The sequence below is a fragment of the Paenibacillus sp. J22R67 genome (assembly GCF_059692175.1).
The window spans coordinates 337,416-359,384 of record NZ_JCAUAX010000002.1; the positions used below are offsets into that span (position 1 = coordinate 337,416).

The 21,969-nt window shown below is 41.3% G+C and carries 18 protein-coding genes, 1 pseudogene and 1 riboswitch; of the genes and pseudogenes, 5 read left to right on the top strand and 14 right to left on the bottom strand.

Annotated features, from left to right (window positions below; genetic code table 11):
* Positions 1-4: 4 nt before the first annotated feature.
* The 4 genes from AC58VC_RS07655 to AC58VC_RS07670 form a co-directional block, all read right to left on the bottom strand.
* Complete coding sequence (locus AC58VC_RS07655; RefSeq protein ID WP_497368244.1) at positions 5-1,588, bottom strand: ABC transporter substrate-binding protein; 1,584 nt, start codon at positions 1,586-1,588, stop codon at positions 5-7.
* 25 nt (positions 1,589-1,613) lie between these two features.
* The gene (locus tag AC58VC_RS07660; RefSeq protein ID WP_497368245.1) at positions 1,614-2,090 is read right to left on the bottom strand and encodes an Lrp/AsnC family transcriptional regulator; all 477 of its coding nucleotides are present in this window, start codon (positions 2,088-2,090) and stop codon (positions 1,614-1,616) included.
* Between the two features lie 311 nt (positions 2,091-2,401).
* On the bottom strand, positions 2,402-5,008 hold the full coding sequence (gene ppsA / locus AC58VC_RS07665; protein WP_497368246.1) for a phosphoenolpyruvate synthase: 2,607 nt from the start codon (positions 5,006-5,008) through the stop codon (positions 2,402-2,404).
* 244 nt (positions 5,009-5,252) lie between these two features.
* The gene (locus tag AC58VC_RS07670; protein ID WP_497368247.1) at positions 5,253-5,678 is read right to left on the bottom strand and encodes a hypothetical protein; all 426 of its coding nucleotides are present in this window, start codon (positions 5,676-5,678) and stop codon (positions 5,253-5,255) included.
* A 59-nt stretch (positions 5,679-5,737) separates the two neighbouring features.
* Here AC58VC_RS07670 and AC58VC_RS07675 point away from each other — a divergent pair.
* A pseudogene (locus tag AC58VC_RS07675) lies at positions 5,738-6,052 on the top strand (MarR family winged helix-turn-helix transcriptional regulator); the annotation flags it as partial.
* Between the two features lie 111 nt (positions 6,053-6,163).
* On the opposite strand, the gene AC58VC_RS07680 reads toward AC58VC_RS07675, so the two are convergent.
* The 9 genes from AC58VC_RS07680 to AC58VC_RS07720 form a co-directional block, all read right to left on the bottom strand.
* Complete coding sequence (locus AC58VC_RS07680) at positions 6,164-6,766, bottom strand: TetR/AcrR family transcriptional regulator (RefSeq protein ID WP_497368248.1); 603 nt, start codon at positions 6,764-6,766, stop codon at positions 6,164-6,166.
* 95 nt (positions 6,767-6,861) lie between these two features.
* Positions 6,862-7,680 carry an SDR family oxidoreductase gene (locus AC58VC_RS07685; protein ID WP_497368249.1) on the bottom strand — a complete coding sequence of 273 codons (819 nt, stop codon included), beginning with the start codon at positions 7,678-7,680 and terminating at the stop codon, positions 6,862-6,864.
* Between the two features lie 132 nt (positions 7,681-7,812).
* A complete protein-coding gene (locus AC58VC_RS07690) occupies positions 7,813-8,910 on the bottom strand; it encodes a GerAB/ArcD/ProY family transporter (RefSeq protein WP_497368250.1) in 1,098 nt (365 codons plus the stop codon).
* A complete protein-coding gene (locus tag AC58VC_RS07695; RefSeq protein ID WP_497368251.1) occupies positions 8,907-10,067 on the bottom strand; it encodes a Ger(x)C family spore germination protein in 1,161 nt (386 codons plus the stop codon). Before AC58VC_RS07695 ends, AC58VC_RS07690 begins: the two co-directional genes overlap by 4 nt.
* Positions 10,067-11,461, bottom strand: coding sequence for a spore germination protein (locus AC58VC_RS07700; protein ID WP_497368252.1), 1,395 nt, complete (start codon positions 11,459-11,461; stop codon positions 10,067-10,069). The genes AC58VC_RS07695 and AC58VC_RS07700 overlap by 1 nt, the downstream gene beginning before the upstream one ends.
* Positions 11,462-11,716: 255 nt before the next feature.
* Positions 11,717-12,391: a Crp/Fnr family transcriptional regulator gene (locus tag AC58VC_RS07705; RefSeq protein ID WP_497368253.1), complete on the bottom strand. Its 675-nt coding sequence runs from the start codon at positions 12,389-12,391 to the stop codon at positions 11,717-11,719.
* Positions 12,392-12,693: 302 nt separating this feature from the next.
* On the bottom strand, positions 12,694-13,773 hold the full coding sequence (locus tag AC58VC_RS07710) for a metallophosphoesterase family protein (protein ID WP_497368254.1): 1,080 nt from the start codon (positions 13,771-13,773) through the stop codon (positions 12,694-12,696).
* 333 nt (positions 13,774-14,106) lie between these two features.
* Positions 14,107-14,916 (bottom strand): class I SAM-dependent methyltransferase, encoded by an 810-nt coding sequence (locus AC58VC_RS07715; RefSeq protein WP_497368255.1) that lies wholly within the window; start codon positions 14,914-14,916, stop codon positions 14,107-14,109.
* 23 nt (positions 14,917-14,939) lie between these two features.
* A complete protein-coding gene (locus AC58VC_RS07720) occupies positions 14,940-16,037 on the bottom strand; it encodes a Gfo/Idh/MocA family protein (RefSeq protein ID WP_497368256.1) in 1,098 nt (365 codons plus the stop codon).
* A gap of 144 nt (positions 16,038-16,181) precedes the next feature.
* Between AC58VC_RS07720 and AC58VC_RS07725 the strand changes: the two genes are divergently transcribed.
* The 4 genes from AC58VC_RS07725 to AC58VC_RS07740 all read left to right on the top strand — a co-directional run bounded on the left by AC58VC_RS07725 (position 16,182) and on the right by AC58VC_RS07740 (position 20,643).
* Complete coding sequence (locus tag AC58VC_RS07725) at positions 16,182-16,874, top strand: response regulator transcription factor (RefSeq protein WP_497368257.1); 693 nt, start codon at positions 16,182-16,184, stop codon at positions 16,872-16,874.
* A gap of 181 nt (positions 16,875-17,055) precedes the next feature.
* Positions 17,056-17,886 (top strand): ATP-binding protein, encoded by an 831-nt coding sequence (locus AC58VC_RS07730; protein ID WP_497368258.1) that lies wholly within the window; start codon positions 17,056-17,058, stop codon positions 17,884-17,886.
* A 152-nt stretch (positions 17,887-18,038) separates the two neighbouring features.
* A complete protein-coding gene (locus AC58VC_RS07735; RefSeq protein ID WP_497368259.1) occupies positions 18,039-18,794 on the top strand; it encodes an ABC transporter ATP-binding protein in 756 nt (251 codons plus the stop codon).
* Positions 18,784-20,643, top strand: a complete 1,860-nt coding sequence (locus tag AC58VC_RS07740) for an FtsX-like permease family protein (protein ID WP_497368260.1) — start codon at positions 18,784-18,786, stop codon at positions 20,641-20,643. Before AC58VC_RS07735 ends, AC58VC_RS07740 begins: the two co-directional genes overlap by 11 nt.
* Positions 20,644-20,718: 75 nt before the next feature.
* On the opposite strand, the gene AC58VC_RS07745 is transcribed toward AC58VC_RS07740, so the two are convergent.
* Positions 20,719-21,792 carry a GNAT family N-acetyltransferase gene (locus AC58VC_RS07745; RefSeq protein WP_497368261.1) on the bottom strand — a complete coding sequence of 358 codons (1,074 nt, stop codon included), beginning with the start codon at positions 21,790-21,792 and terminating at the stop codon, positions 20,719-20,721.
* Positions 21,793-21,842: 50 nt separating this feature from the next.
* Positions 21,843-21,922: riboswitch (ZMP/ZTP riboswitch) on the bottom strand.
* Positions 21,923-21,969 lie beyond the last annotated feature (47 nt).

Consider the following 21,969-nt stretch of genomic DNA (forward strand, 5'->3'; position numbering starts at 1 on the left):
GTGATTACTTCTTATCTAAAGTTGCGGTGCGGAAGACACCATCAGGCACATAGTTAAAACCGCTTATTTTTTTGGATAGACCAAAAACGTTGTTAATATGGTAAAGGTACACATAATTAGCTTCATCATGCAGAATAGTCATTGCTTTGTCGTAGATGGCTTTACGTTTGGTATCTTCTAATTCTTGTCTTCCTTCGGTAGCCAATTTATCAATCTCCGGAATAGATGAATGCGAATAGTTTTGCGGCCCTTTTGTTACAACGAAATCATAGAAACTTTGATCTGGATCTGGACGCCCTGACCAGCCAATTTGCAAGGCTTGGAAGTTGCCTTTATCACCGTTTTCTAACAACTGTCCGAACTCTATTTTTTCCAGTTCAACTGTTATGTTATATGGCTTTAGCATGTTTTGTACGACAGCTCCAAACTGTTCTTGGGATGGAGAAGTCCCGATTTGGAACTTGAAGGAGAAACCGTCTGGTTTTCCGCCTTTGGCTAGCAAATCTTTAATTTTTGCAGGATTTGGCTTTTCAACTTTGTCTGAATCACCATATGCCAGATTCCCTGGAGCGAATGGTGAATTAGCTGGACTGGCATATCCATCCATCAACACTTTAATAACGGTTTCGCGATCAATCGCACTGTCGACAGCTGCACGAAGATATTTGTTCGTAAATGGTTCTTTGGTTGTATTTAAATGAATGCCTTGATACCCCATGCCCGGATTTGAGATAACGGTTAAATTGGCATCTTCCTTAATGCTCGGTATAAGTTTGGTTGCTACAGTAAGATCATCCAGCAAATCCAGCTGACCCGACTTCAAATTTTGAATCGCAGCAGGTCCATTCGTGAACACTTTAAATTCGACTCCATCGAGTTTTGGCATCCCATTCCAATAATTATCATTTCTTTTCAATGTGACATGATCGCCATTCACGTGTTCAACGAAAATGAATGGGCCACTACCAACTGGATGATTAAGAAAGTCATCCCCATATTTTTTTACAGCATCAGGTGAAACCATCATTCCAGCCCTGTCAGTTAGTACCGAAATAAAAGGAGAGAATGGTTGAGATAGCTCAATTTGAACGGTGGTTGGTTCTACAGCTGTTATCTTATCAACGAACTTCAACTCGTTTTTGCGCTTGGACTTGTCCTCTTTATTGCGCTCAAAGTTAAACTTTACAACATCTGCATTAAAGTCTGTCCCATCTTGGAATTTCACGCCACTTTTCAGTTTAATCGTATAGGTCTTGCCTGCTTTGTCGACTTCATAAGATTCTGCTAACATCGGGATAATCTTGCCATCCTTATCAAGGTCGAATAGTTTATCGAAAATACTATTTTGAACCATACGATCAACTAGAGCTGATGACCCATATGGATCCAAGTTTGGTGGATCTGCTTTTAAACCGATCTTGAGTATTTTTGTTCCGGATGGAGCAGCATTGCTTGCCGTAGTTGCACTTAGGGTTGGACTGGTAGAACCCATCGTATTAGTAGAACTATCGCCACATGCAGTAAGAGTAAACATTGTACCAACTACAGATGTGGCTAATAACAAACGAATATACCTTTTTGTGAACATAGGTTTCTCCTCCGTTACTATTAGTCTAGCGAATAAACTTCAGGCGAGATTTCAACACTTTTAGCTCAAGTATCACATTCGTTCTTGTAATTCCGTCAATCCTATTGAGTTTATTCATCAAAAACTCCGAAAGCTCTTCATAGTCACGCGTAAAAACTTGAATCATCAATTGATAATCACCCGATGTTAGTACGACCAACCGCGCTTCATATGTATTCATCAATTCTTCTACGACTAGATGAAGCTTGTTCTGATCTACAGCGATTTGGATCAAAGCCTGCATGCGAATACCCGCTTTTATAGGGTTAACGACGCCTACCAAACTGAGAATTCCATCGCTTTGCATTTGCTGCACTCGCATTCGAATTGTTCTTTCAGTAACACCTAATTCATTTGCTATCTGCGTAAAAGGCATACGCGCATTGTCCTCTAAGAACTTAACAATTCTGTAATCCAAATCATCTAGGTCTGAATATAGTTGCCGGTTAACTTTCTCTTCCATGTTTCGCTCCTTTCGTACTTTTTAGATAAATCTTTGAACCTTCACATCATTTTTCTTGAAAAATAGTACGGATTTCTAACATTCTTTTTGTAAATAATACTACGCTTGCATCTTAATGATGTCAATATATGTAACATAAAATTCTTAATATTTCATAAAAACTAAATTATGTTAGTTTATATAACATACAATTCACAGAAAAATACCCCTATCGCTATGATATTGGACATCCATCCAACATCGTTACAATAGAGGCACCTTGAGAAACCGAAATGCCATTATCATTTAATGGCATCCCAACTTATCAACTATCATAAAATTTCAATATACCCTTCTGTTCCATGCACACGAATGCGTTGCCCATCTTTTATTAGTTTGGTAGCATCCTCTACGCCAACAACTGCCGGTAAGCCATATTCACGCGCGATAACAGCTCCATGAGTCATCAGTCCACCAACTTCGGTGACTAATCCTTTTAAAGATACAAATAACGGTGTCCAGCCTGGATCAGTGAAGGAAGTGACCAATATATCACCATCTTCTAGATTAGCATCTTCCATTTTTAAAATGACACGTGCTCTACCTTCTATAACACCGGAAGAAACGGCAAGACCTGCTATTGCGTTGACAGGTAGATTTTCACGTTTGTACTCACCAGCAATGATTTCACCATCAGATGTGATTACACGTGGGGGAGTTAGCTTTTCAAAAAATCTGTAATCCTCTTTTCGTTTGCTGATGATCTGATAATCCAGTTTGCTTGTGCGTACGACATCGTGAAGTTCTTGAAAACTGAGATAATAGATATCCTCTTTTTCACGAATAATACTAGCTTGTACAAGCAGTTCGGCTTCTTTCAGTAAAGCCAGTTTATATACGAAGTAGCGATTAATCATGCCGTATTTGGGATACTCACGATACCCGATGAAATTCCGAACTAGACTGATCATTCGCTTAGTCTCTTCGACTTTTTCATTACCATCCGGTAAATGTTTTAGACGATCTAGCAGCTCTTGTTCTTTCTCCAAAGCTTCCTGTCGCCCTTGCTCAAATCTCCTTTTGCCAGCATTAGCTTCAAAAATTTTGATGTTTCCGAGAATCATAGGAACAAGTGTAAGAGGTTTTTCACTCCAACGAGTTTTCGTCACATCGATTTCGCCAGCGCAGCGCATCCCGTATTTCTTAAGATAAGCATGAATAGCGTCACTGGTTTCCTGTCCACCCTCAAACTTAACGAGTTCATCCAAAAAGCTTTCATTTTTAACGTGTTGTAAATAATCAATGACTTCTGGATAAGGACGAATCACATCCGCGACATCCATTAGCGCAAGACCCATTTCGGAAGTAATATTGTTAGACACAGATTGAGTGAGCGTGTCTGCAACATTTTTTTCGCCCAACCACTCGTTCATTTTTTCGTTGATCCATGTTGTAGCATTCATTGCAGCCATAAATACTGCTGTACTTTGCGGGTCAAATAAAATCCTCTTTAATTCCTGGAAATCTTCTAAAATGAAATCAAATAATTCTATTCCTGATTTCGTTTGGATGTTTTGTTTTAATTCTTCTACTGAGTTTTGGTTCTTCTTAATCAAATCTGCAACGATTGACGGATCAGATTCGATCTGTTGCGAAGACGGCACAACTTTGTTTCTGTTCGTAAGATTCTGATTTTTTTCATCCTCTGGAGACGATTTGATGAATTCTCCACGATTTATTATGTTCAAAAGTGCATCTTTAATGAGCGGATCGGATTGTCCCGCCCCATTAAGCAGCTGTTCTCTGCCGGCGGGTGAAGCCAGGTTTTTGGTGACATCAACAAACAACCTCCCACCAGCTCTACGCATAGGTGCAGGAGTCGTTAATAAGTAAAAAGACAATCCCAATGGTTTAATGGGATCGGTCATCATTTGATGATGTCCGACAGATATATAGACGTGATTGTCTTCATCATTCGCTTCAGGGATCGGGAATAAGGTTGTGATTGGCCGACTCTGGACAATATAAAACATACCATCAACCAAACACCATTCAATATCTTGTGGGAAACCGAAATAAGCTTCGATTTGTCTTCCTATGCGTGCCAGTTGCAAAATTTGTTGTTCCGTAAGTGTTTGCGTCTTTTGCTGATTGGGTTCGATCTGCCGCGTTTCTGTTCCGCCCTCTTTTCGTCCATAGATGGCCAATTTTTTGGGTGAAATCCGCTTATCGACGATTTCATCATCTTGTACTTTATAACTATCAGCAGATACCAAGCCAGAGACTAGCGCTTCTCCAAGTCCGAAACTGGCATCGATGGACAACAGCTTTCGATTAGAAGTAATCGGATCAGCAGTAAATAAAATCCCTGAAGCATACGGGAAAATCTTCCTTTGAACGATAACGGATAAATAAACATGGCTGTGGTCAAATCCATTTTGCATCCGGTAGATGACCGCACGATCCGTAAATAAGGATGCCCAGCATTTGCTAATATGCAGTAAAATGGCTTCTTTACCTATGATATTTAAAAAGGTATCTTGTTGACCAGCAAAGGAAGCATGTGGCAAGTCCTCTGCAGTTGCGCTGGAACGCACGGCATAAGCATGCCCCTCGCCAAACTTGGCAAGATAATGTGCAACTGCTTTCGCAACATCGGAGGGAATTTCTACTTCCATAATCAGTTGCCGAATCTTGCTGCTGATTTCACTAATTTGATCACGATCTTCAACTTTCAGCGTGGATAGTCGTTGCAATAAACCACGATAAGCATCGTTTTGCTCGATGGCTTTTTGATAACCCACTGTCGTAACACAAAAGCCTTCTGGTACTTGTATGCCTTGAATTTTTGTTAATTCCCCTAAATTCAACCCTTTTCCCCCAACGAGTGAAAGCTGTGTTTTCTCCATTTCCTGAAAACCGAGAACCAAAGAACTCATTCAACATCTCTCCTAACCATTAAATTGAGAAAACATTTGACAAGGGTTTGCCGACATGGTACACTTAAAATGTAAGATGAATTACTTATGTCTTGTTCATTAAAACCAGTCGTGATCTGATTATATCATCGTGTATGTATATATGCAATATGGAAGAACCTGAGATTATTATCCAGGTTCTTTTTTGATTTGCATAGGTGCATTCTATATTCAGTATAGATCCACAGTTAAAGTCTCCTTCCACCTACCCCCTCGGAACCAATACAACCCGTTGCCCGGAATATGCGGAGTCACTCCATACTTCTTCCACTTTAGAGAGCGGGATAGATACGGAATTCACTTTAAGCTTGTCAGCCGCAATTACATCGATTAGTGATGGAAGTTCAGCTACATAACCAGAGGTCGAGACTGAACCTTGGCCGCTGCCTAGCAGTCGAAAGTTGGCAGATCGAAGCGCGGCGGAAGGCACAGCTGCTGTAGGACCAGCAACTGAACCAATCTGGATCCAAGACAATTCCCGGCTCCGATCCGATCTATTCGTCAACAATGGAATCATAGCAAGTTCTGCTGGTTTCCCCCACAAATAGTCGAGCACAACGTCGACTTCGGAGGCAATCTCTCCCAGTTGATTGGCAGCTTCTTCCGGATCACCAGCAAGAGAAACCGTCATGTCAGCTCCCAGATCTGTTAGGGAATTAAGGCTATTCTCATCACGACCGGCACCGAGAACCAAGCATGTTAGAACTAGCCCAGTACCTTAACCTTGATAAATCTAGTATTACCGGTTTAGTCGATCGAGCTGAACGACGCGGGCTCGTCCAACGTACAATATCTCCTAACGACCGTCGCGGATTCAATGTTAAGGTGACTCCTGCTGGGATGCAACTTATTCAAGTTGTTGGTCAAGAGATTTATAGTCAACTAAATGGAATCACTACGGTTCTAACCCCATTTGAGCGATCACCAAATGGCAGCCCTTGCGAGCAAAATTCTAGACCAATGAGTTGTTATAAAAAAATAGCCGCGATATGCGGCTATTTGTGAAACGATTCTTATCATAAGGAGAATCTCCTATTGCTCATAATACTTTAAAACTATAGAACGAACATTCATTCTATTATTGAAAGGATAAGCAGGTTCGACGAATCGAACCTATCAATTATCTACTACCTTCTCAGCCTTAAGAGAAACGGCATTCCAGCAGGAACAGATTGCATCGTTGATACTCTCATTTGTTAACTCGAAAATCCCATACAATTGACCTTTCAACATGTAGACGAATGATCCATAATGCATTTGGACCACTATCTTCGGATCCATCGGGATAAACAACTTTTGATTAATGGCTTCTTCGTATAATTGGTTTATCGGTTTACACCAGCCACCCGTATAAACTTCTCGCTTCACCTCATCGTAAATGTATGGCGAGAAGGAATACTGCTCAATAAATTGAAAACCCTGCGGATATTTTTTGCCCAAGTCAATGACTCGATTCCAGCCCAGTTCAAACTTTTCACGGATTGTTTTGCCCTGTTGTAAGCCTTCGCGCACATAATTTCCATTAAATGTGACAATAGCTTTATATAGTTCGTTAACGATATCTTCCTTGCTTTTGAAATAATGATAGATGTTCCCCGTTGATACACCAGATTCTTTAGCAATTAGCGCCATTGAAGTAGCTTGTAGTTCCTTCTGAATGATGACGTTAAGTGTCGTTTCTAGAACGGCCTGCTGCACCTTGTTATATTCAACAAACATTCTGCCCCTCCTTTCCAACAAATGAATTGAACGATCAATCTATTTTAAAATACACTTCATATTTCCTTTAGTCAACACTGAGGATATTATTGAAGTTACATATAACTTTTAGCTATAGTTTCCAAGTATTCTTCAATCGGCACGGAGTTTCTCAGCGCTAACAGATTGTTGCCAGCTTCTCCGATGACGGTACGGAATTTTGTGCTTTCACCTGTTGCCTGAGCTACAATTGCATCCACAATAGTCTGAGGATCGTCCAATCGACTAGTATCAGAGTTAGCCATAAGCGCTTCTACTTTTGTCATCATCTCATCGTAATCTTTAATCGCTTCATCCTTGTTCCATGTGATATTTCCTATGAAATTATTACCTTTAGAACCTCCCTGTTCGATTAATCTAAGTTCGATATTGAGCGGCTTCAGTTCATAATAAAGACCTTCCGTCAACCCTTCCAATGCGAACTTGGACATGTTATAAAGTGAACCAAGCGGTACAGCAGTTGTAACCCCCATGAACGAACTAATATTGATAAACATGCCTCCGCCGTTGCTTCTGAAATGCGGTAAAAATCCACGAATAACATTAATTGGGCCGCGAGCATTCACTGCAAACTGCCAATCAATTGCTTCCTCTTTGGCCAATTCTAAGGGACCGTAAGTACCCATACCGGCATTATTAACAACCACATCAATCTTTCCGAATGCGGCAGTCGCTTGTTCCACCGCGGTTTGAACTTGGTCTACTTTCGTGACATCCAGTTTGAAAATTTTTATATTTTCGTAAGCCGTTAACTCCGTTTCTGACTCAGGTGTACGCATTGTAGCCGCTACGTTCCAGCCCAATTGAGCAAATCGAATCGCTGTTAGTTTACCCAAACCTGAACTTGTTCCTGTAATAAAAACTGTTTTATTCATGATAAAGCCTCCTAATTAATAGTTAACGTTACATTTCTGAAGGCCGAACGCCATCAGATCGAACGTTCATTCTAATTATTGATCAAATAAATGATTCTGTCAAATTAAAAAATTATCCATGTAATTCATCCTTTATTTCTGTTCATGCACGAGTGAGCGCCCCCTAAGTAAGCTAACGAGCAATAAAATAATCGGTAATCCTACTATGAAAATTGGAAATATGTAAATTATCCATACCATTTTCGCAAAATCTAAAAGACCAATAATATTGGCAGGAAATAAGGAAATCGAATAAATGATTACCGCTGCAAATCCTATAAGTACCTTCCAGTTCTTAACACCTAACAATTGTGCAGTTCCATAGCTGTTAATAAACAAGTAGATGGCTAACTTTACGAACACGCTAAAGATCCAGATGAACATGATCCAGACATCCATATTTTGAATAAACTCTAAGTAATTAATAAATCGAACCATGCTGAAATATGGATAGATTAAGGTTGATCCGATATTCGTTCCAAAAGTCATAATAACAAAAATCGCCGTAACTACAGCAATCAAAGAAGGAATGCAAATCGCAAGCAGCGCGGGCTTAAGCATCTTTTTCGAGTTCGCAATAAAAGGTGTTAACATCATAATCATCATGGACTCACCTAGAAACGATGCATTCACGAAGGAACCTTTCAAAATAGGCATGATCCCAGAGTCTGCAAACACAGGCAAAATTAAATCTGGCTGCAAATTCGTTAAATTTAATCCAAAGGTAATCAGAATACCGACTAAAAGCAAAGGACCCGCCAATTCACTGAAGCGAGCAATGGCTTCGATGCTTCCCGCGTAGTTGATATAAACCATTGCCGCAACCATTAGTGCTGCTATAACCCAGATTGGCGTGTCATGGAAAAGAAATTGCTTTATAAATAAGGAGAATATTCGCAGAATATCTGCAGATACTGAAAACCACACGAGAATATACAAGGCAGCTATTAACTTTCCCACCCACTTCCCACAAAGCTTTTGCGTAAACTCGACTAGGGTGAAAGCAGAGTGCCGCTGGCTCACGCGTACTAAAATCAATGTTATAACGAGCCCAATAATACCTGCTACTAGTAGGGAGATCCATGCATCTTGTCTAGCTATCTCGATCGTAGGAGAAACAGTGAGCCAAATACTCATTGATATCTCTAAGGTTGTGAGCATCCAAAACAACTGCCATGGCGTGATTTTCACTTTCTTCCTCCTATCCCTGGGATCCGTTTGCCAATATCACCCGTATTCTGAATTTTCAATTCAACGGATACCGATACTTCAACAGTCGGGAAAATCTGATCCCACTGGTTCCGAAGCTCTTTCCATTGGTAAGGATGCTCTTTATGAACTTCTTCTCCGATTCCAAACACATCCTGTCCATACTGAGCCTGCATTTTTTTAATGGTTGTTTCTACTTTCTTTGCTTTCATTTCATTAAGCTTTCGCTCTAAAGGAATACGTTCTGACGAGACAGAAACATCAATATCTGTATTGTTTTCAAGGACTCTCCCTGTTCCCTCTAGCTCCACGAAAGCTTTAATTGTATGTCCATTTATTTCGGTATGAATGGATTTTTTTAAGTTGGATTCGTATAAAGATATGCTGCCTTCCTCGGTTTCTTCTGTCAGGAATTGATCTTTTAGTACACCTTTAACCCAGAACATTTCCAGCGATTCTCTCCCCGTCACTTTTCCGACCATTTGCAAGTTTTTATTAAAGATAGCAACAGATTTTACTTCAATGGTTTCATTTTTCTCTTGTTCATTATTCGGTGAAATCTCAACCATCGGCATGGATGGTCGGATGCCGTCCCTTCCTATATCAAGCAGGACATCTCGTAAGGCCGTGTCTCCTAAACGGCAAAATCGGTCTTGATCTACAGCCACAATGGCGGAGAATTGATTAAACGGACTGTTAATTTTTAATATATCTTTGCCTTCTCCATTATTTACTACGAAGATATCCGTTCGCATACGCGTATCTGTATTTCGTGTAAATTGATCCATTATATCAACGATCCCTTTTCTAGCAAGCTTTTCGCCTATGAAAATGGACCTGCGGTGTCCAAGAAACACCCTCCGGGGAAGCTTATCTTGAATCTGTTGTGTCAAATCAACGATGGAAGTTCCTGTCGCTGTAAGGACAATGTTTGCCCTTTGTTCGGCGCCCCCTCCCCCTTTGCTGCTTTTGAAATCAGCCGGGACTGCAACCTGAGCGCTTTTGGTAAGCTTACCGTTCTCTGATAAATCAAGGGCAGTTCCAATCCAGAAAGCATAATCATTAATTTCATTCCTGTCCCAACAACCGGAAATGAACAAGGTTACTACCATCAACAGAATTAAACACATTTTCTTCATTATTTTCGCTGCGCCGAAACGTATTTTTTATTCATTCGTATAAGCGTATCCTTCCAAAATTTTTGTCCTATTGGGGCTGCTGGTTTTAGATAAGGGACGCCGAATGACTTCAGCGATACAAGATGAATCATGACGAACATGATTCCAATAGCGACACCATACAGACCTAAGAATCCGCCTAATATCAGCAGTGGAAACCGCAGAATTCGAAACGGCAATGCCAGACTATAGCTCGGAAATGCAAACGAAGCGATTCCCGTGCCCGCAACAATCATCACAATCGGAGCTGAGATAAATCCAGCTTGAACGGCCGCTTCCCCAATAACTAATGCCCCTACGATACTCACAGCTGAACCAATGGCTTTAGGCAGCCGCAGACCGGCTTCCCGCAGTCCTTCGAACATCAACTCCATCAATAATGTTTCAATCACGGTTGGAAACGGAATCCCTTCTCTAGATACTGAAACACTAAGCATTAAAGCAAGAGGAATCATCTGTGGATGGAACGTCGTGAGCGCAACATATACGGAAGGAAGTAAGCAGGACATAATAGCTAGCAAGAACCGAATAATTCTGACTGCTGAAACATACAAGAAGCGCTCATAATGGTCTTCAGCGGCTTGAAACCCCGACCAAAATGTCATAGGCAGCAATAAAGCATTAGGAGACCCATCGACGATGATGGCTACTCTGCCTGCGAGTAGACTGGACGCTACGGTGTCAGGACGTTCTGTGTTTTGGATTTGCGGGAAAAAGGATAAAGACTTGTCCTCGATAAATTCCTCAATATAGCCAGAGTCCAGCAGTTGATTCGTCTGAAAGGACTGAAGCCTTCTTCTGACTTCGAGAAGTAACTCTGGTTTAACCTGCTCTTCGAGATAAGCAACGACAAACTCTGTATTGGTCAGATCTCCTGCTTGATGCATTTCGAACTTTAATGTTTGGTGACTTATTTTTCTTCGAATCATGCTTAAATTTGTTCTCAGGTCTTCGGTAAATCCCTCACGCGGACCGCGAATAGATGCTTCATTCGATGGTTCAGCAATTGCGCGTTGTTTAATTGAAGCCAGATCTGCTAAATAAGCAAAAGGCTTACCGTCTAGAAAAATGGCCGTACAGCCCTTTAAGACCTTTGCTACAACCTCTGATAATTGAAAAACAGTTTGATACTGCTTCAAACGATCAGAATCCCGGCTAATCATACAAGTCGAAATGATCTGCTCCAATCTATCCGAGTCTGTCATCTCATCAATATAAACAAGTAGAATATCCGATTGATCCATGAGTTTTAACGGTCTAAATACGATATCCGCACAGTTTTTAAAAATATGTAGTAACGCATCATGATTCATCTGTACTTTTTCATGCACATCTACTTGCATACTTTTTTCCAAGTCAATTCCCCCCTTTCCCATAACACCAATCCTTACATCTGGCAAATGATTGACATTTGTCTCAGTCATGCATTGCGAGCCATGAATAATATTTCCAATTATTTGTTAAAATAATCACACATACATTGGGGAATCCAGCTCGGCAGCATAACAGAAAAAAGTGCATCAAAAACATAGTTGACTTTGCGGCCAACAATGTTTATTTGATGCACTTTTAGAATCTTGAGACGGCAGCCCCACTTGATCACACTTACTTTAGTACTCCAAGTAGTTTTCGAGTTTCTGCCGATTAATTTGTGTTATTTTCCCCCGAGACAATTTAACAATTCCTTCGTTTTCAAACGATTTCAAAGTTCGACTAATGACTTCTCTAGCCGTTCCAAGTTCTGTAGATATGGCATCATGTGTAACGTAGAGAGTGTCTTTTTCAGCTGAAGTCATTTGATGCAGATATTCTGCAACTCTGCCTGGAATACTTTTGAAACTAATACTATCGAGGAGATTTGACATTAAGATTAATCGTTTTGCAACCATTTTAAATATAAATTGCCGGAAAGAACTGTAGTGATCCATCCATTGCCTGAACATGGTTGCAGGGATAACCAAAGCTAAGCACGTATCTTCGACACATGCTGTGGCCTCATATTCCGTCTCTCCCAAAATACTTGTCATCATAAGAGGACAGCATTCCCCTTCAGTAATACGATACAAGGTAACTTCTCTACCACTCTGGCTTAATTTGAACATACGAACAGTCCCCTCCAAAAGCAGAACCGCATGTTCTAGAAATTGCCCCTCTTCAATCATGAAATTGGGCTCTAGCTCAATCAGTTGAACGCCATCTTTTTCCCAATCTGTTTTAGCAATATCCGTTAAGCTTGGATACAATTCTAGGATACGAGGCAGTTCTGCCTGTACGGATGAAATCAATGCGTTCTCCCCCCTTAACTTCTTAACGAAATTTACATTAACTAATAATAAAATGATTCCCATAATGATGCAAAAAACTCGATCGGCGCCTCAACGTTTTTCATTGAAACAACCTTCAATAATTATTCGTATTTGCTTCTTCGCTCACTAGGAATACTACCAGCTCAATTCATATTTATCCGTGACTTTGTCACATTAGTTTCTTTAATCCATACAGTTCCACTCGACATATGTGAAACAATTAAAAAACCGCCAAAGATATGGCGGCTTTTTACGGTTACCCCTAATTCGTAATTCACGGATTAACTACCTTTAAACCAATCCTTTCCAACTACAATTAGCCAACGAAATAGCTCCGTTACAGGTAATTGTTGCACATTGTGAAAGCGCTCTGTTCCTTTATCATTTCCCCCCAATGCTACTGAGTATTGTGTTTCTTGAATAAAACGGTGTCGGAAAAAGTCACGTCCTTTAATTGTCAGCTTATCCTTGTATACCTCAACATACAGGCCTTCACTTTCTTCTGGCCCCAATGCCTTTTCGCCGCCATGGCCGTCGTCTGTCCAAGGCTGTTCCACGGATGATGAATTGACCATCGTAAATTTATCCCGCACGATCGTATTCGGCAGTTTCAACTCCCAATGAGTGTGGCCGGAGAAGAAGATCACTTGCGGGTAATCTGACAATATTTTTTTCAATTCTTCATGTTGAACGATTGCTCTGTTATTCGTACAGCAGAAATGTGTGCCCGCAACCGTATAGGGTAAGGGTTGATGTAAGAACACGAAGATTGGCTTGTTTACATCGACATCTTCCTTCAACTTCGCACTCAACCAGTCTAATTGCTTCTGCGATAGGTAGGCATCTTCCAAGTTTGTCTCACTAGATTGACGATATTGCTCGGATCCAAGAAAAATAAAATGATACCCCTTAATGCTTCGGTCATAGTAGACTTGCTTTTCTCCCGTAAGCTGTAGGAATCGGTGTATGGAGGCTTGCTCCGACTCCTTGTTGGGGAAAGTGTTCGCATTCCATACTTTGTTTGTATCGAACCATGCTTGATAGAACTCATGATTCCCCATCGTCATCGCCATGTTCTTCGGATGCGGATTTGACTTCATTAGTTCAGTTAATTTGTCATAGTCGGATGACATTCCGTTCGTTAAGTCCCCATTGATAATGAGGGTATCGGAGTTCGGATTCAGCTCGTTTAAGTCACGCAGTGCGGCAGCGAACTTATGTTGGGACTGCTTATCCCAAGACTGCACATGAATATCACTAATAACGGGGAAGGACAGTTCAGGCTTCTCCTCTGCCATCGCATTGAGGGGAACAGTGAATAATGCTAGTGACAATCCAACTCTTAATAAACCTATTTTCACTCTTACCACACTCCATTTCCTTCCATTATGAAATCTGATATGCATTACCATACCGTGTGAATGTAAGCAGTGGATTTGGCGCAGCTAAAGATTATATGAACGACCCGAGGTTTGTTTACATTATCTTTACACAACTGGGCAGGATTTGACTCATTATGTTGGAGACTTCACGCAAATGACACGATATAAAAAAAAAACCTTCAGGAAATCCTGAAGGTTCATGTGGAAATGTGGTCTTCTATTTCGATAAAAATAAGTTATTTCCTCGTTGTGCGGAATTACAGGGTCTTGTCTTGTGACGAAACATACGCCTCATACGTCAGATCTCCCACATCAACCTTTCGTTGCCTGCAGCGAAAATGTGAGTGGAATATGGTTTGTGGCGTCTATCCATCGCCACTGTCCGTCCTCGCCTTGCGACATGAATGGGAATCGTCGGTTACTCCCATAGGAGAACTCATGGAGATAATCTAGGCGAAGTCCTGCGGTTATCAAGGCATTCAATATATCGCTGAAGCTGTAACTCCAGACATACTCGACACCGCGCTGATTGGCCGCTGGATCTGAATGTGGCAGAAGGCCATCAATCTGAATCGGTTCCTTCGTATGGAAATAAGGGTAGTGTGTGAGCAAATCGGTCACATCGGCAGCATCATCAAAGACATTGAGAAACGGGTGCTCCTCCTGTAGATACAAGATGCCGCCAGGTTTGAGTAAATGCGCAATAATCTTCGCCCACCGATTAAGATCAGAAAGCCAAAACAAAACTCCGCCTGATGTATAAATGATATCGAACTTATCATCGAGTACCTGTGGAAGTTCATAAATGTCCGTGCAGAGAAAACGCGCGTCTAGCCCTGTTTCTTGACTCAAACGTTCAGCGAGCGCGATAGCATCCTCGGAGAAATCTACCCCAGTAACCTGTGCACCGAGACGAGCCCACGAGAGCGTATCCAAACCAAAGTGACACTGGAGGTGCAGCAACGACTTACCCGCCACATCGTGCAGTTCCTCGCGTTCAATCGGCCCTAGGGTTGACTTGCCTGCCTTGAACCCAGCGATATCATATCGGGCTGTACTGGCGGCATTGATGGCGGTGCGGGCGTTCCAGTGTATGCGGTTCTGTTCCGTATAATCGGTCATGGATGAATCGCTCCTCTGCTCTTTTATGAAGTTGCCTGTTCACTTCCATACGCCCAGGGCTGAGTTGTCGTCGTCAACTCCTCACCCGACTCGATTGCCGCCTGCATCATGATAGATAGATAATGATCCTGCATAGCTTCTTCCAACCCGTAGCATGCAGGCCCGCCCTGAACGTAGTCCGCCATCCTAGCCAAACTTGTAGCTATGGCGATTTCATCGTCAGATAAACGACCAAGAACGAACGGATTTATATACACCCATTCATTATTAGCTGTTATCCCTCGGTGGTAATATCCTTCCAGGTTACCGTTATGCCCAGTATCAACTCTTCGGAGGTCTCCGTATATAGGTGTCTGGAAGTCCTGCAAATACTGGAACGATTCGTCCGTTAATTCTCCGTGGCTTCCTCGAACAAGAACACGATTCTTGCGAATCCATGAAAAATACTGATCACCTGTAAAATCAAACAGAGCCAGCTTGTCTCCAAAGCTTAGTGTAACGATATCCTGTACAGAATCGCCAATTTCTTCATTTTCCGGAGGCCCATAACGCCCCGGTCCTTTCACAAGCTTGGACGTAAACCTCTGTCCCCTGATGATAGCATTCTCGAAATCAATACCAAGCATCTTTCGGATCAGACTGATTCCATGATAACCGTGAGCGGCCGAGACTTGCACTTGTGAAACGTCACCTAGTTTACCTGATCTCACGAAAGCAATACGCGCGGCATGCATAGGTTGAAATAAATACTGTTCAGCTACCTGTACACGCCCTTTCAGTTTGCGCAGCGACTCGTACAAGGCAATCATGCCTGGGATGTCCCTAGCCGGTGGTGTCTCTGTCAATACCGGAATGCCCCTCTCAGCCAGCTCCAATGTACAGGAAGGCGCAGCATCCCACGGAACAGAAACGACCGCGAACATGAGCGGCCCGCTTGAAGCGAAAGATGCCATATCCCGATAGGTTTTCACACCCCATTCATCCTCAATCTCTTTACCGCGTTCCTCATCACGGACAAGCATCGCCCGTACGGCGAAATGCTGTGGCAGCGCCTTTGCAATACGTAAATAAAAATCAGCTCTCCACCCTCTACCAACAATACCGAATTCAATTAAAGACATAATCGTTCCCTCGCTTTCGTTTAAATAACAAATAGACAATTCTTATGATTGTTAAGTCTATTGGTTAAGATGATACTATGAGAGTAACATTGTTTGGCAAAAAATTAAATATTTGCTGACTTAAACTTGGAGGCGGCGTTTGTTATGAATTATACGATTTATATTATTGAAGATGATATATCCATAAGTCGTCTACTGAAAGAGCAGATTGAAAAATATGGTCTTTCTGCATCCGTTGCGGAAAACTTTGAAAACATCATAGAAGAATTTCATCTTCTGAGTCCTCATCTCGTCCTGCTGGATGTTAATCTGCCTAAGTTTGATGGATTTTATTGGTGCAGAAGGATAAGGGAAACATCCAAAGTGCCTATCCTTTTTATATCTGCAAGGGAGAGCGGGATCGATCAAGTGAGAGCTCTTGAAAACGGTGCGGATGATTACATCACGAAACCCTTCTCTTACGAGGTCGTAATGGCCAAAATTAACAGCCATATCAGACGAGTCTTTGGGGATTATGCCCCTTCAATAAGCGAGCGTGTCATTGAATTGGAAGGATTGAAATTGTACCCCGAAAGATTAGAATTGGAGTGTCAAGGAAAGACGGCCATTTTGACTAAAAAAGAAGCCATTTTGCTCGAAAGTCTGATCCAGACTTATCCTAAGGTGGTTAATCGAAATTATCTTTTGGAACAAATGTGGGATCACTCCGATTTCGTTGAAGAAAACACACTCAACGTTAATGTCACCAGAGTAAGAAAAAAATTGCAAGATCTTAATATTGAGAATGGAATCGAAACAATAAGAGGATTAGGTTACAAATTAAATAAAAACTGGTAGGAGATGATGTCATTTGAGTTTATTTATAAAGGAGCAAACGAGTTATCTCGTTGTTTTTTATTTTTCCGTTATTTTATCCACTTTTTATTGTGTTCTTGCAAGCGACTTTACCTTTTTAGACGTTCTATATGTATTCTTATTCAATTCTTTTATTCTACTTGTTTTTCTCGGCTGGAAATATGTGAAGACGAAGGACATCTACAGATTACTAAATAGAAATTTCAATGCCATCGAAGAAACCTCCTTGGATCAAGGAAACTCCTTTTGGGGGCACCATATCTCATCTCTATTAAAACAGCAATATCGTTTATATGAAAGGAACATGCACCAAATCAACAAAAACCATCAAGAACATTTAACCTTTATCAATCAGTGGGTACATCAAATGAAAACACCCCTTTCGGTCATCCGACTTCAGCTTGATGCGCACGCAGGCGAACCTTACGCGCATGGGATGAGCGAAGAAGTGTATAAATTGGAAAAAGGTCTGAATATGGCACTATATTACGCGCGTATTGATGCTTTTGAAAGAGATTTCGTTATCGAAAGGACACATCTGAAACCGCTAATTTTGGATTGCATCAGCCAGGATAAAAAGCTGTTTATTAAAAACAATATGTTACCTAAAGTAGATGTTAACGACACCATTCAGGTTTATACTGACGTCAAATGGCTTAAATTTGTGATCGAGCAATTGATATCAAACGGCATCAAATATTCCAGAGGCAAAGGAAAATATTTGACTGTTTCCGCCTTTCAAACGAAAGATCATACCGTGCTGGAAGTTAAGGATGAGGGCATTGGCATACATTCTAAAGATATCAAGAGGGTTTTTCAGCCCTTCTTTACCGGTGATAACGGAAGGATTCTGGGGGAATCTACGGGAATGGGGTTGTATCTTGCGGAAAAGATATGCGAAAACTTAAATCATAAGATTACTATTCAATCCGAAATGAACCAAGGTACAAAAGTCAGCATTCTATTTGATAATATCAAAACGGATCATAACTAATACTAGAAAACATGCCTATTCCGTGGTGCATGTTTTTTTACTTATTCCCAACCTTACAACAATGTAAGGTTGGAGTAAGAAAGGTGAATCGCTTAAAGTGACGAGACGAAGTAGTGTATATACGGAAGACAATGATAAAGGAGTCGTTATAAATGGAAATCTTAAAAGTCAGTCATTTAAGTAAAACATATGGTAAAGAAGTCATGTATCATGCTTTAAATCAAATTAGTTTATCCGTTGAACCCGGAGAATTCGTAGGAGTGATGGGACCTTCCGGCAGCGGTAAGACGACGTTACTAAATATGATCTCTACGGTTGATCAGCCCACAACAGGAGACATTTTAATTAATGGCCTCCATCCTATAGAGTTGAAGGGAGATGAATTAGCACTCTTTAGACGCAGAGAACTTGGCTTTGTATTTCAAGATTTTAATTTGCTTGATACCTTAACCATTGGGGAGAATGTGGTTTTACCTCTTACCCTGGATAGAATTTCTCTGATTGAGCAGGATAGAAGATTGCAAAGTATCGCCAAAACTTTGGGTATAGAACATCTTCTAGACAAAAGAACTTACGAAGTCTCCGGAGGCGAAGCTCAAAGAACGGCTATTGCCAGAGCCATTATCCATAATCCCTCTCTTCTACTCGCTGATGAACCAACGGGAAATTTGGACTCAAAAGCAGCAAGAACCGTTATGGAACTATTTGAGAAGATTAACAAAGAACAACAGCTTACTACGATTATGGTGACGCATGACCCTGTTGCTGCCAGTTATTGCGGCAGGATCATTTTCATCAAAGATGGCACCATCTTTAATGAAATTCATAACGGCGGCAGAAGACCGCAATTTTATCAACAGATTATCGATGTGCTTTCACTTTTGGGAGGAGCAACTCATGGATTTTAAACAGTTTGCGACCAGAAATGTCCTGCGCAATGGAAAAGCCTACTTCGCGTATTTCTTAAGTACATTGATTTCCGTTACCTTATTCTTCTCTTTGACCATGTTCATTCTTCATCCAGATAAAGGAATATTTAAATCCTACATCAAGGTATCCCTTTTGGGAGCTGAAATCATTGCTTATTTATTTTTGTTTTTCTTTGTGTTTTATTCAATTGGTGTATTACTGAAAAAGAGGTATAAGGAATTCGGTATTCTATATATCCTCGGCATATCCAGGAGGCAGCATCTCAAGATGATCACCATTGAAAATATGATCATCAGTGTCGCGGCAACAATCGGCGGCATCATTACGGGCTTAGTGTTCTCCAAATTATTTCTGATCATCATCGAGAAACTCTTGAGACTTCAATCTTTGCCTTTTTATTTTCCGTTAAAAGCAATTCTTATCACGCTTGGATGCTTCTTGCTGCTAGGGGTATTTGTTTCCTTATTTACATCATGGATCGTAAAGGAGAAAGATATTTTACGTCTGCTAAGAGCGACGAAGGCCGCTAAGCCCGCTCCTAAATTTTCAAAACTCATTGCTATCTTTGGATTACTTTTACTAATTGTTGGATATGTCTTATCCTTTATTCCGATAAAAGGGAATCTGGAGAAATTAATTTTAATGATCATCGGCATCATCGTCTTTGCCACTTATTTATTATTTTCGCAGTTCAGCGTTTATACAATTGATTTATTAAAAAAGAACAGGCTCTATTATTTAAAAAGCACAAATCTAATCTGGGTATCCAATTTGTTCTATCGCATACGGGACAATGCCAGAATGTTCTTTATTATTACCATCACATCTACAGCAGCTGTGGTTTTGAGCGGCGCCTCTTATGCCTTTTGGGCGAATACACTTCATGATATTGACACTCGATATCCGCTGGCATTTACTTATCAATCATTCGGTAATCATCCATCCGCGGCAGACGAGATCCGATTTATTGAAGATCAGTTAAAGAATAATCATTTTCAGTATGAAAAAATAACTGTGACTATGAAACATCTTACCCAAGAGGATGAATCTTCGTTTCCCGTTATAAAAGCAAGCCTTTATAATCAATTCGCGAAGCAATTAAACTTGAAAACCGTATCACTGCAAGAGCAAGAAGCCATTAAAATCGTCCCTCCTACGGAAAACGATCTTGCAAATCGCCTATCGTTTGAAGGAAATAACATCCGAATCATAGACGAAGTACGAGTGAATTTATTACAAGATCAATTTCAAACGATTTATGTCGTTACCGATCAGGTATTTGATCGCATTGCAGAGGTTGAACAAGCCCAACCCCAGTATGCGTTTCATGTCAAGGATTGGTCTGACACCTACGTCATCTATGATGAATATGAGAAGAAATATGGCGATAGTCAGAGAGCGTTATTTTTATCCAAATCTCATATTTATGAAACTGAAAAAAGAGCATACGGCACAATTATGTTCTTATCGATATTCTTAGGCGTCATCTTCTTCGTAGCTTCAGGAAGTTTTATTTACAACAAGTTTTACATGGATCAGGAAAGTGATAAACAGAAATATAAGCAATTGCATAACATCGGTTTAACTTTTAAAGAAATGAAAAAAGTTGTTTCAATCGAAATTGGTGTATTGTTCCTGTTTCCTTACTTCGTGGCCACTATGCATTCCGTCGTTGCTTTAGGAGCCTTGCAAAGGATATTTAAGTTGGAAGTTGGTGCAGCCGCGTTCACCGTCATGGGCATCTTCTTGTTCCTTCAGATCGTTTATTTCTTGTTTATTAGAAAAAATTATTTGAATGTGATAAAAAGACATCTAAACTTCAGCTGAAGCAAAAAAAGTGCCATTGATAGAAGTTTTCTTCTAGCAATGGCATTTTACATGCTCAAACAATTGTAGCGCACTTTAAATACGTCGTTCGTACAAGCTTGCGGCCCAGCCTTGAGCTTCATAGCGACCACAAAACGTGAATCCTTCACGGATGTAATAGCGATTGAGCGCCGCGTTGCCAGCCATGCAATCTAGACGCAGCCAGGATTTGCCTTGTTCTCTGGCATAACCCTCTGCCCAATTGAGTAGCCGTGTACCTATTCCCATACCAGGGTAGTCCCGGGAAACGGCAAGTCGATGTACATACCCAGCATCTTCGTGGAACCGTTCCCCCCAAATCTCTTCATCCTTCCAATGAACGGATAGGCAGCCGACAGGCACACCCTCCATATGCGCCACAAATAACTCATTCTGCTCGATCAGTTCGGACACATAGGCCTGTGTAAACCTTTCTTCGCGCCACTGCACAATACCCTGGGTCCGCTCAATCCACCGTGCCGCACTGACCAATAGATTACGCACCGCTTCTCCATCTTCCAACATCGCTCTTCGTATGTCCAACCTACCATGCCAAATGTATTCTAAAAGCGCAGCCGTTTCCAGCGCCAATGCTTCGCTAGACATCCGCGCCACAACATGTAAGGCAGCGTCGAACCCTGTTGTTACACCGCCGGACATGACAATTTTGCCATTATCGACATACCGGACATTCTCAACAACTTTTGTATCTGGTGACACCATGCCCCGTAAAAGGTCGTATGCTTTCCGGTTCGTTGTCACTCGAAGCCCCTTCAACAAATCAGCTTTCGCCAGCAACAGCGCTCCGGTACATACCGAAAGCACAATTGAGGCTTGACTCGCCACCTCGCGAATCCAGGTGATCAGTCTTGAGTTGGTTATTTCTGTACGGGCTCCCAACCCTCCGGGCACGATGAGAATGTCAATCGCTGGGCAGTCATCAAAGCTATACCGTGGCGTGATCGTGATGCCGCTAACGGTTGTCACAGGGATTTCTTTTTCGGCAACTGTAAAGACCTGAAATTCGCTACCCAAGTACCCAGCGACTCCAAACACATCATGAGGACCGGTAAAATCCAACGTATCTACCCTTTTATACAACAGAACTCCGACATTCCTTGCCCTCTTCATCGTCATCATCTCCCTAGAAAATAAAAAGAGCATCTGACCCATTGGATCAAACGCTCTGCCCAGGCGATCGGCTGTACGTCATACGCGCTCCCCCGTAGTCCTCTACGTTTCGCCAGTTACGCGTACCAGAAATTCCCTTTTATTATACTTAGAAAAATGAAAGTCGTCTAGATGAAA

Bases quoted from the DNA above. Each gene is read 5' to 3' on its own strand.
- AC58VC_RS07655 (WP_497368244.1), bottom strand. From the start codon at position 1,588: ATGTTCACAAAAAGGTATATTCGTTTGTTATTAGCCACATCTGTAGTT.
- AC58VC_RS07725 (WP_497368257.1), top strand. From the start codon at position 16,182: ATGAATTATACGATTTATATTATTGAAGATGATATATCCATAAGTCGT.
- AC58VC_RS07740 (WP_497368260.1), top strand. From the start codon at position 18,784: ATGGATTTTAAACAGTTTGCGACCAGAAATGTCCTGCGCAATGGAAAA.
- AC58VC_RS07720 (WP_497368256.1), bottom strand. From the start codon at position 16,037: ATGTCTTTAATTGAATTCGGTATTGTTGGTAGAGGGTGGAGAGCTGAT.
- AC58VC_RS07670 (WP_497368247.1), bottom strand. From the start codon at position 5,678: ATGACGGTTTCTCTTGCTGGTGATCCGGAAGAAGCTGCCAATCAACTG.
- ppsA (WP_497368246.1), bottom strand. From the start codon at position 5,008: ATGAGTTCTTTGGTTCTCGGTTTTCAGGAAATGGAGAAAACACAGCTT.
- AC58VC_RS07685 (WP_497368249.1), bottom strand. From the start codon at position 7,680: ATGAATAAAACAGTTTTTATTACAGGAACAAGTTCAGGTTTGGGTAAA.
- AC58VC_RS07745 (WP_497368261.1), bottom strand. From the start codon at position 21,792: ATGAAGAGGGCAAGGAATGTCGGAGTTCTGTTGTATAAAAGGGTAGAT.
- AC58VC_RS07735 (WP_497368259.1), top strand. From the start codon at position 18,039: ATGGAAATCTTAAAAGTCAGTCATTTAAGTAAAACATATGGTAAAGAA.
- AC58VC_RS07680 (WP_497368248.1), bottom strand. From the start codon at position 6,766: ATGTTTGTTGAATATAACAAGGTGCAGCAGGCCGTTCTAGAAACGACA.
- AC58VC_RS07695 (WP_497368251.1), bottom strand. From the start codon at position 10,067: ATGAAGAAAATGTGTTTAATTCTGTTGATGGTAGTAACCTTGTTCATT.
- AC58VC_RS07715 (WP_497368255.1), bottom strand. From the start codon at position 14,916: ATGACCGATTATACGGAACAGAACCGCATACACTGGAACGCCCGCACC.
- AC58VC_RS07660 (WP_497368245.1), bottom strand. From the start codon at position 2,090: ATGGAAGAGAAAGTTAACCGGCAACTATATTCAGACCTAGATGATTTG.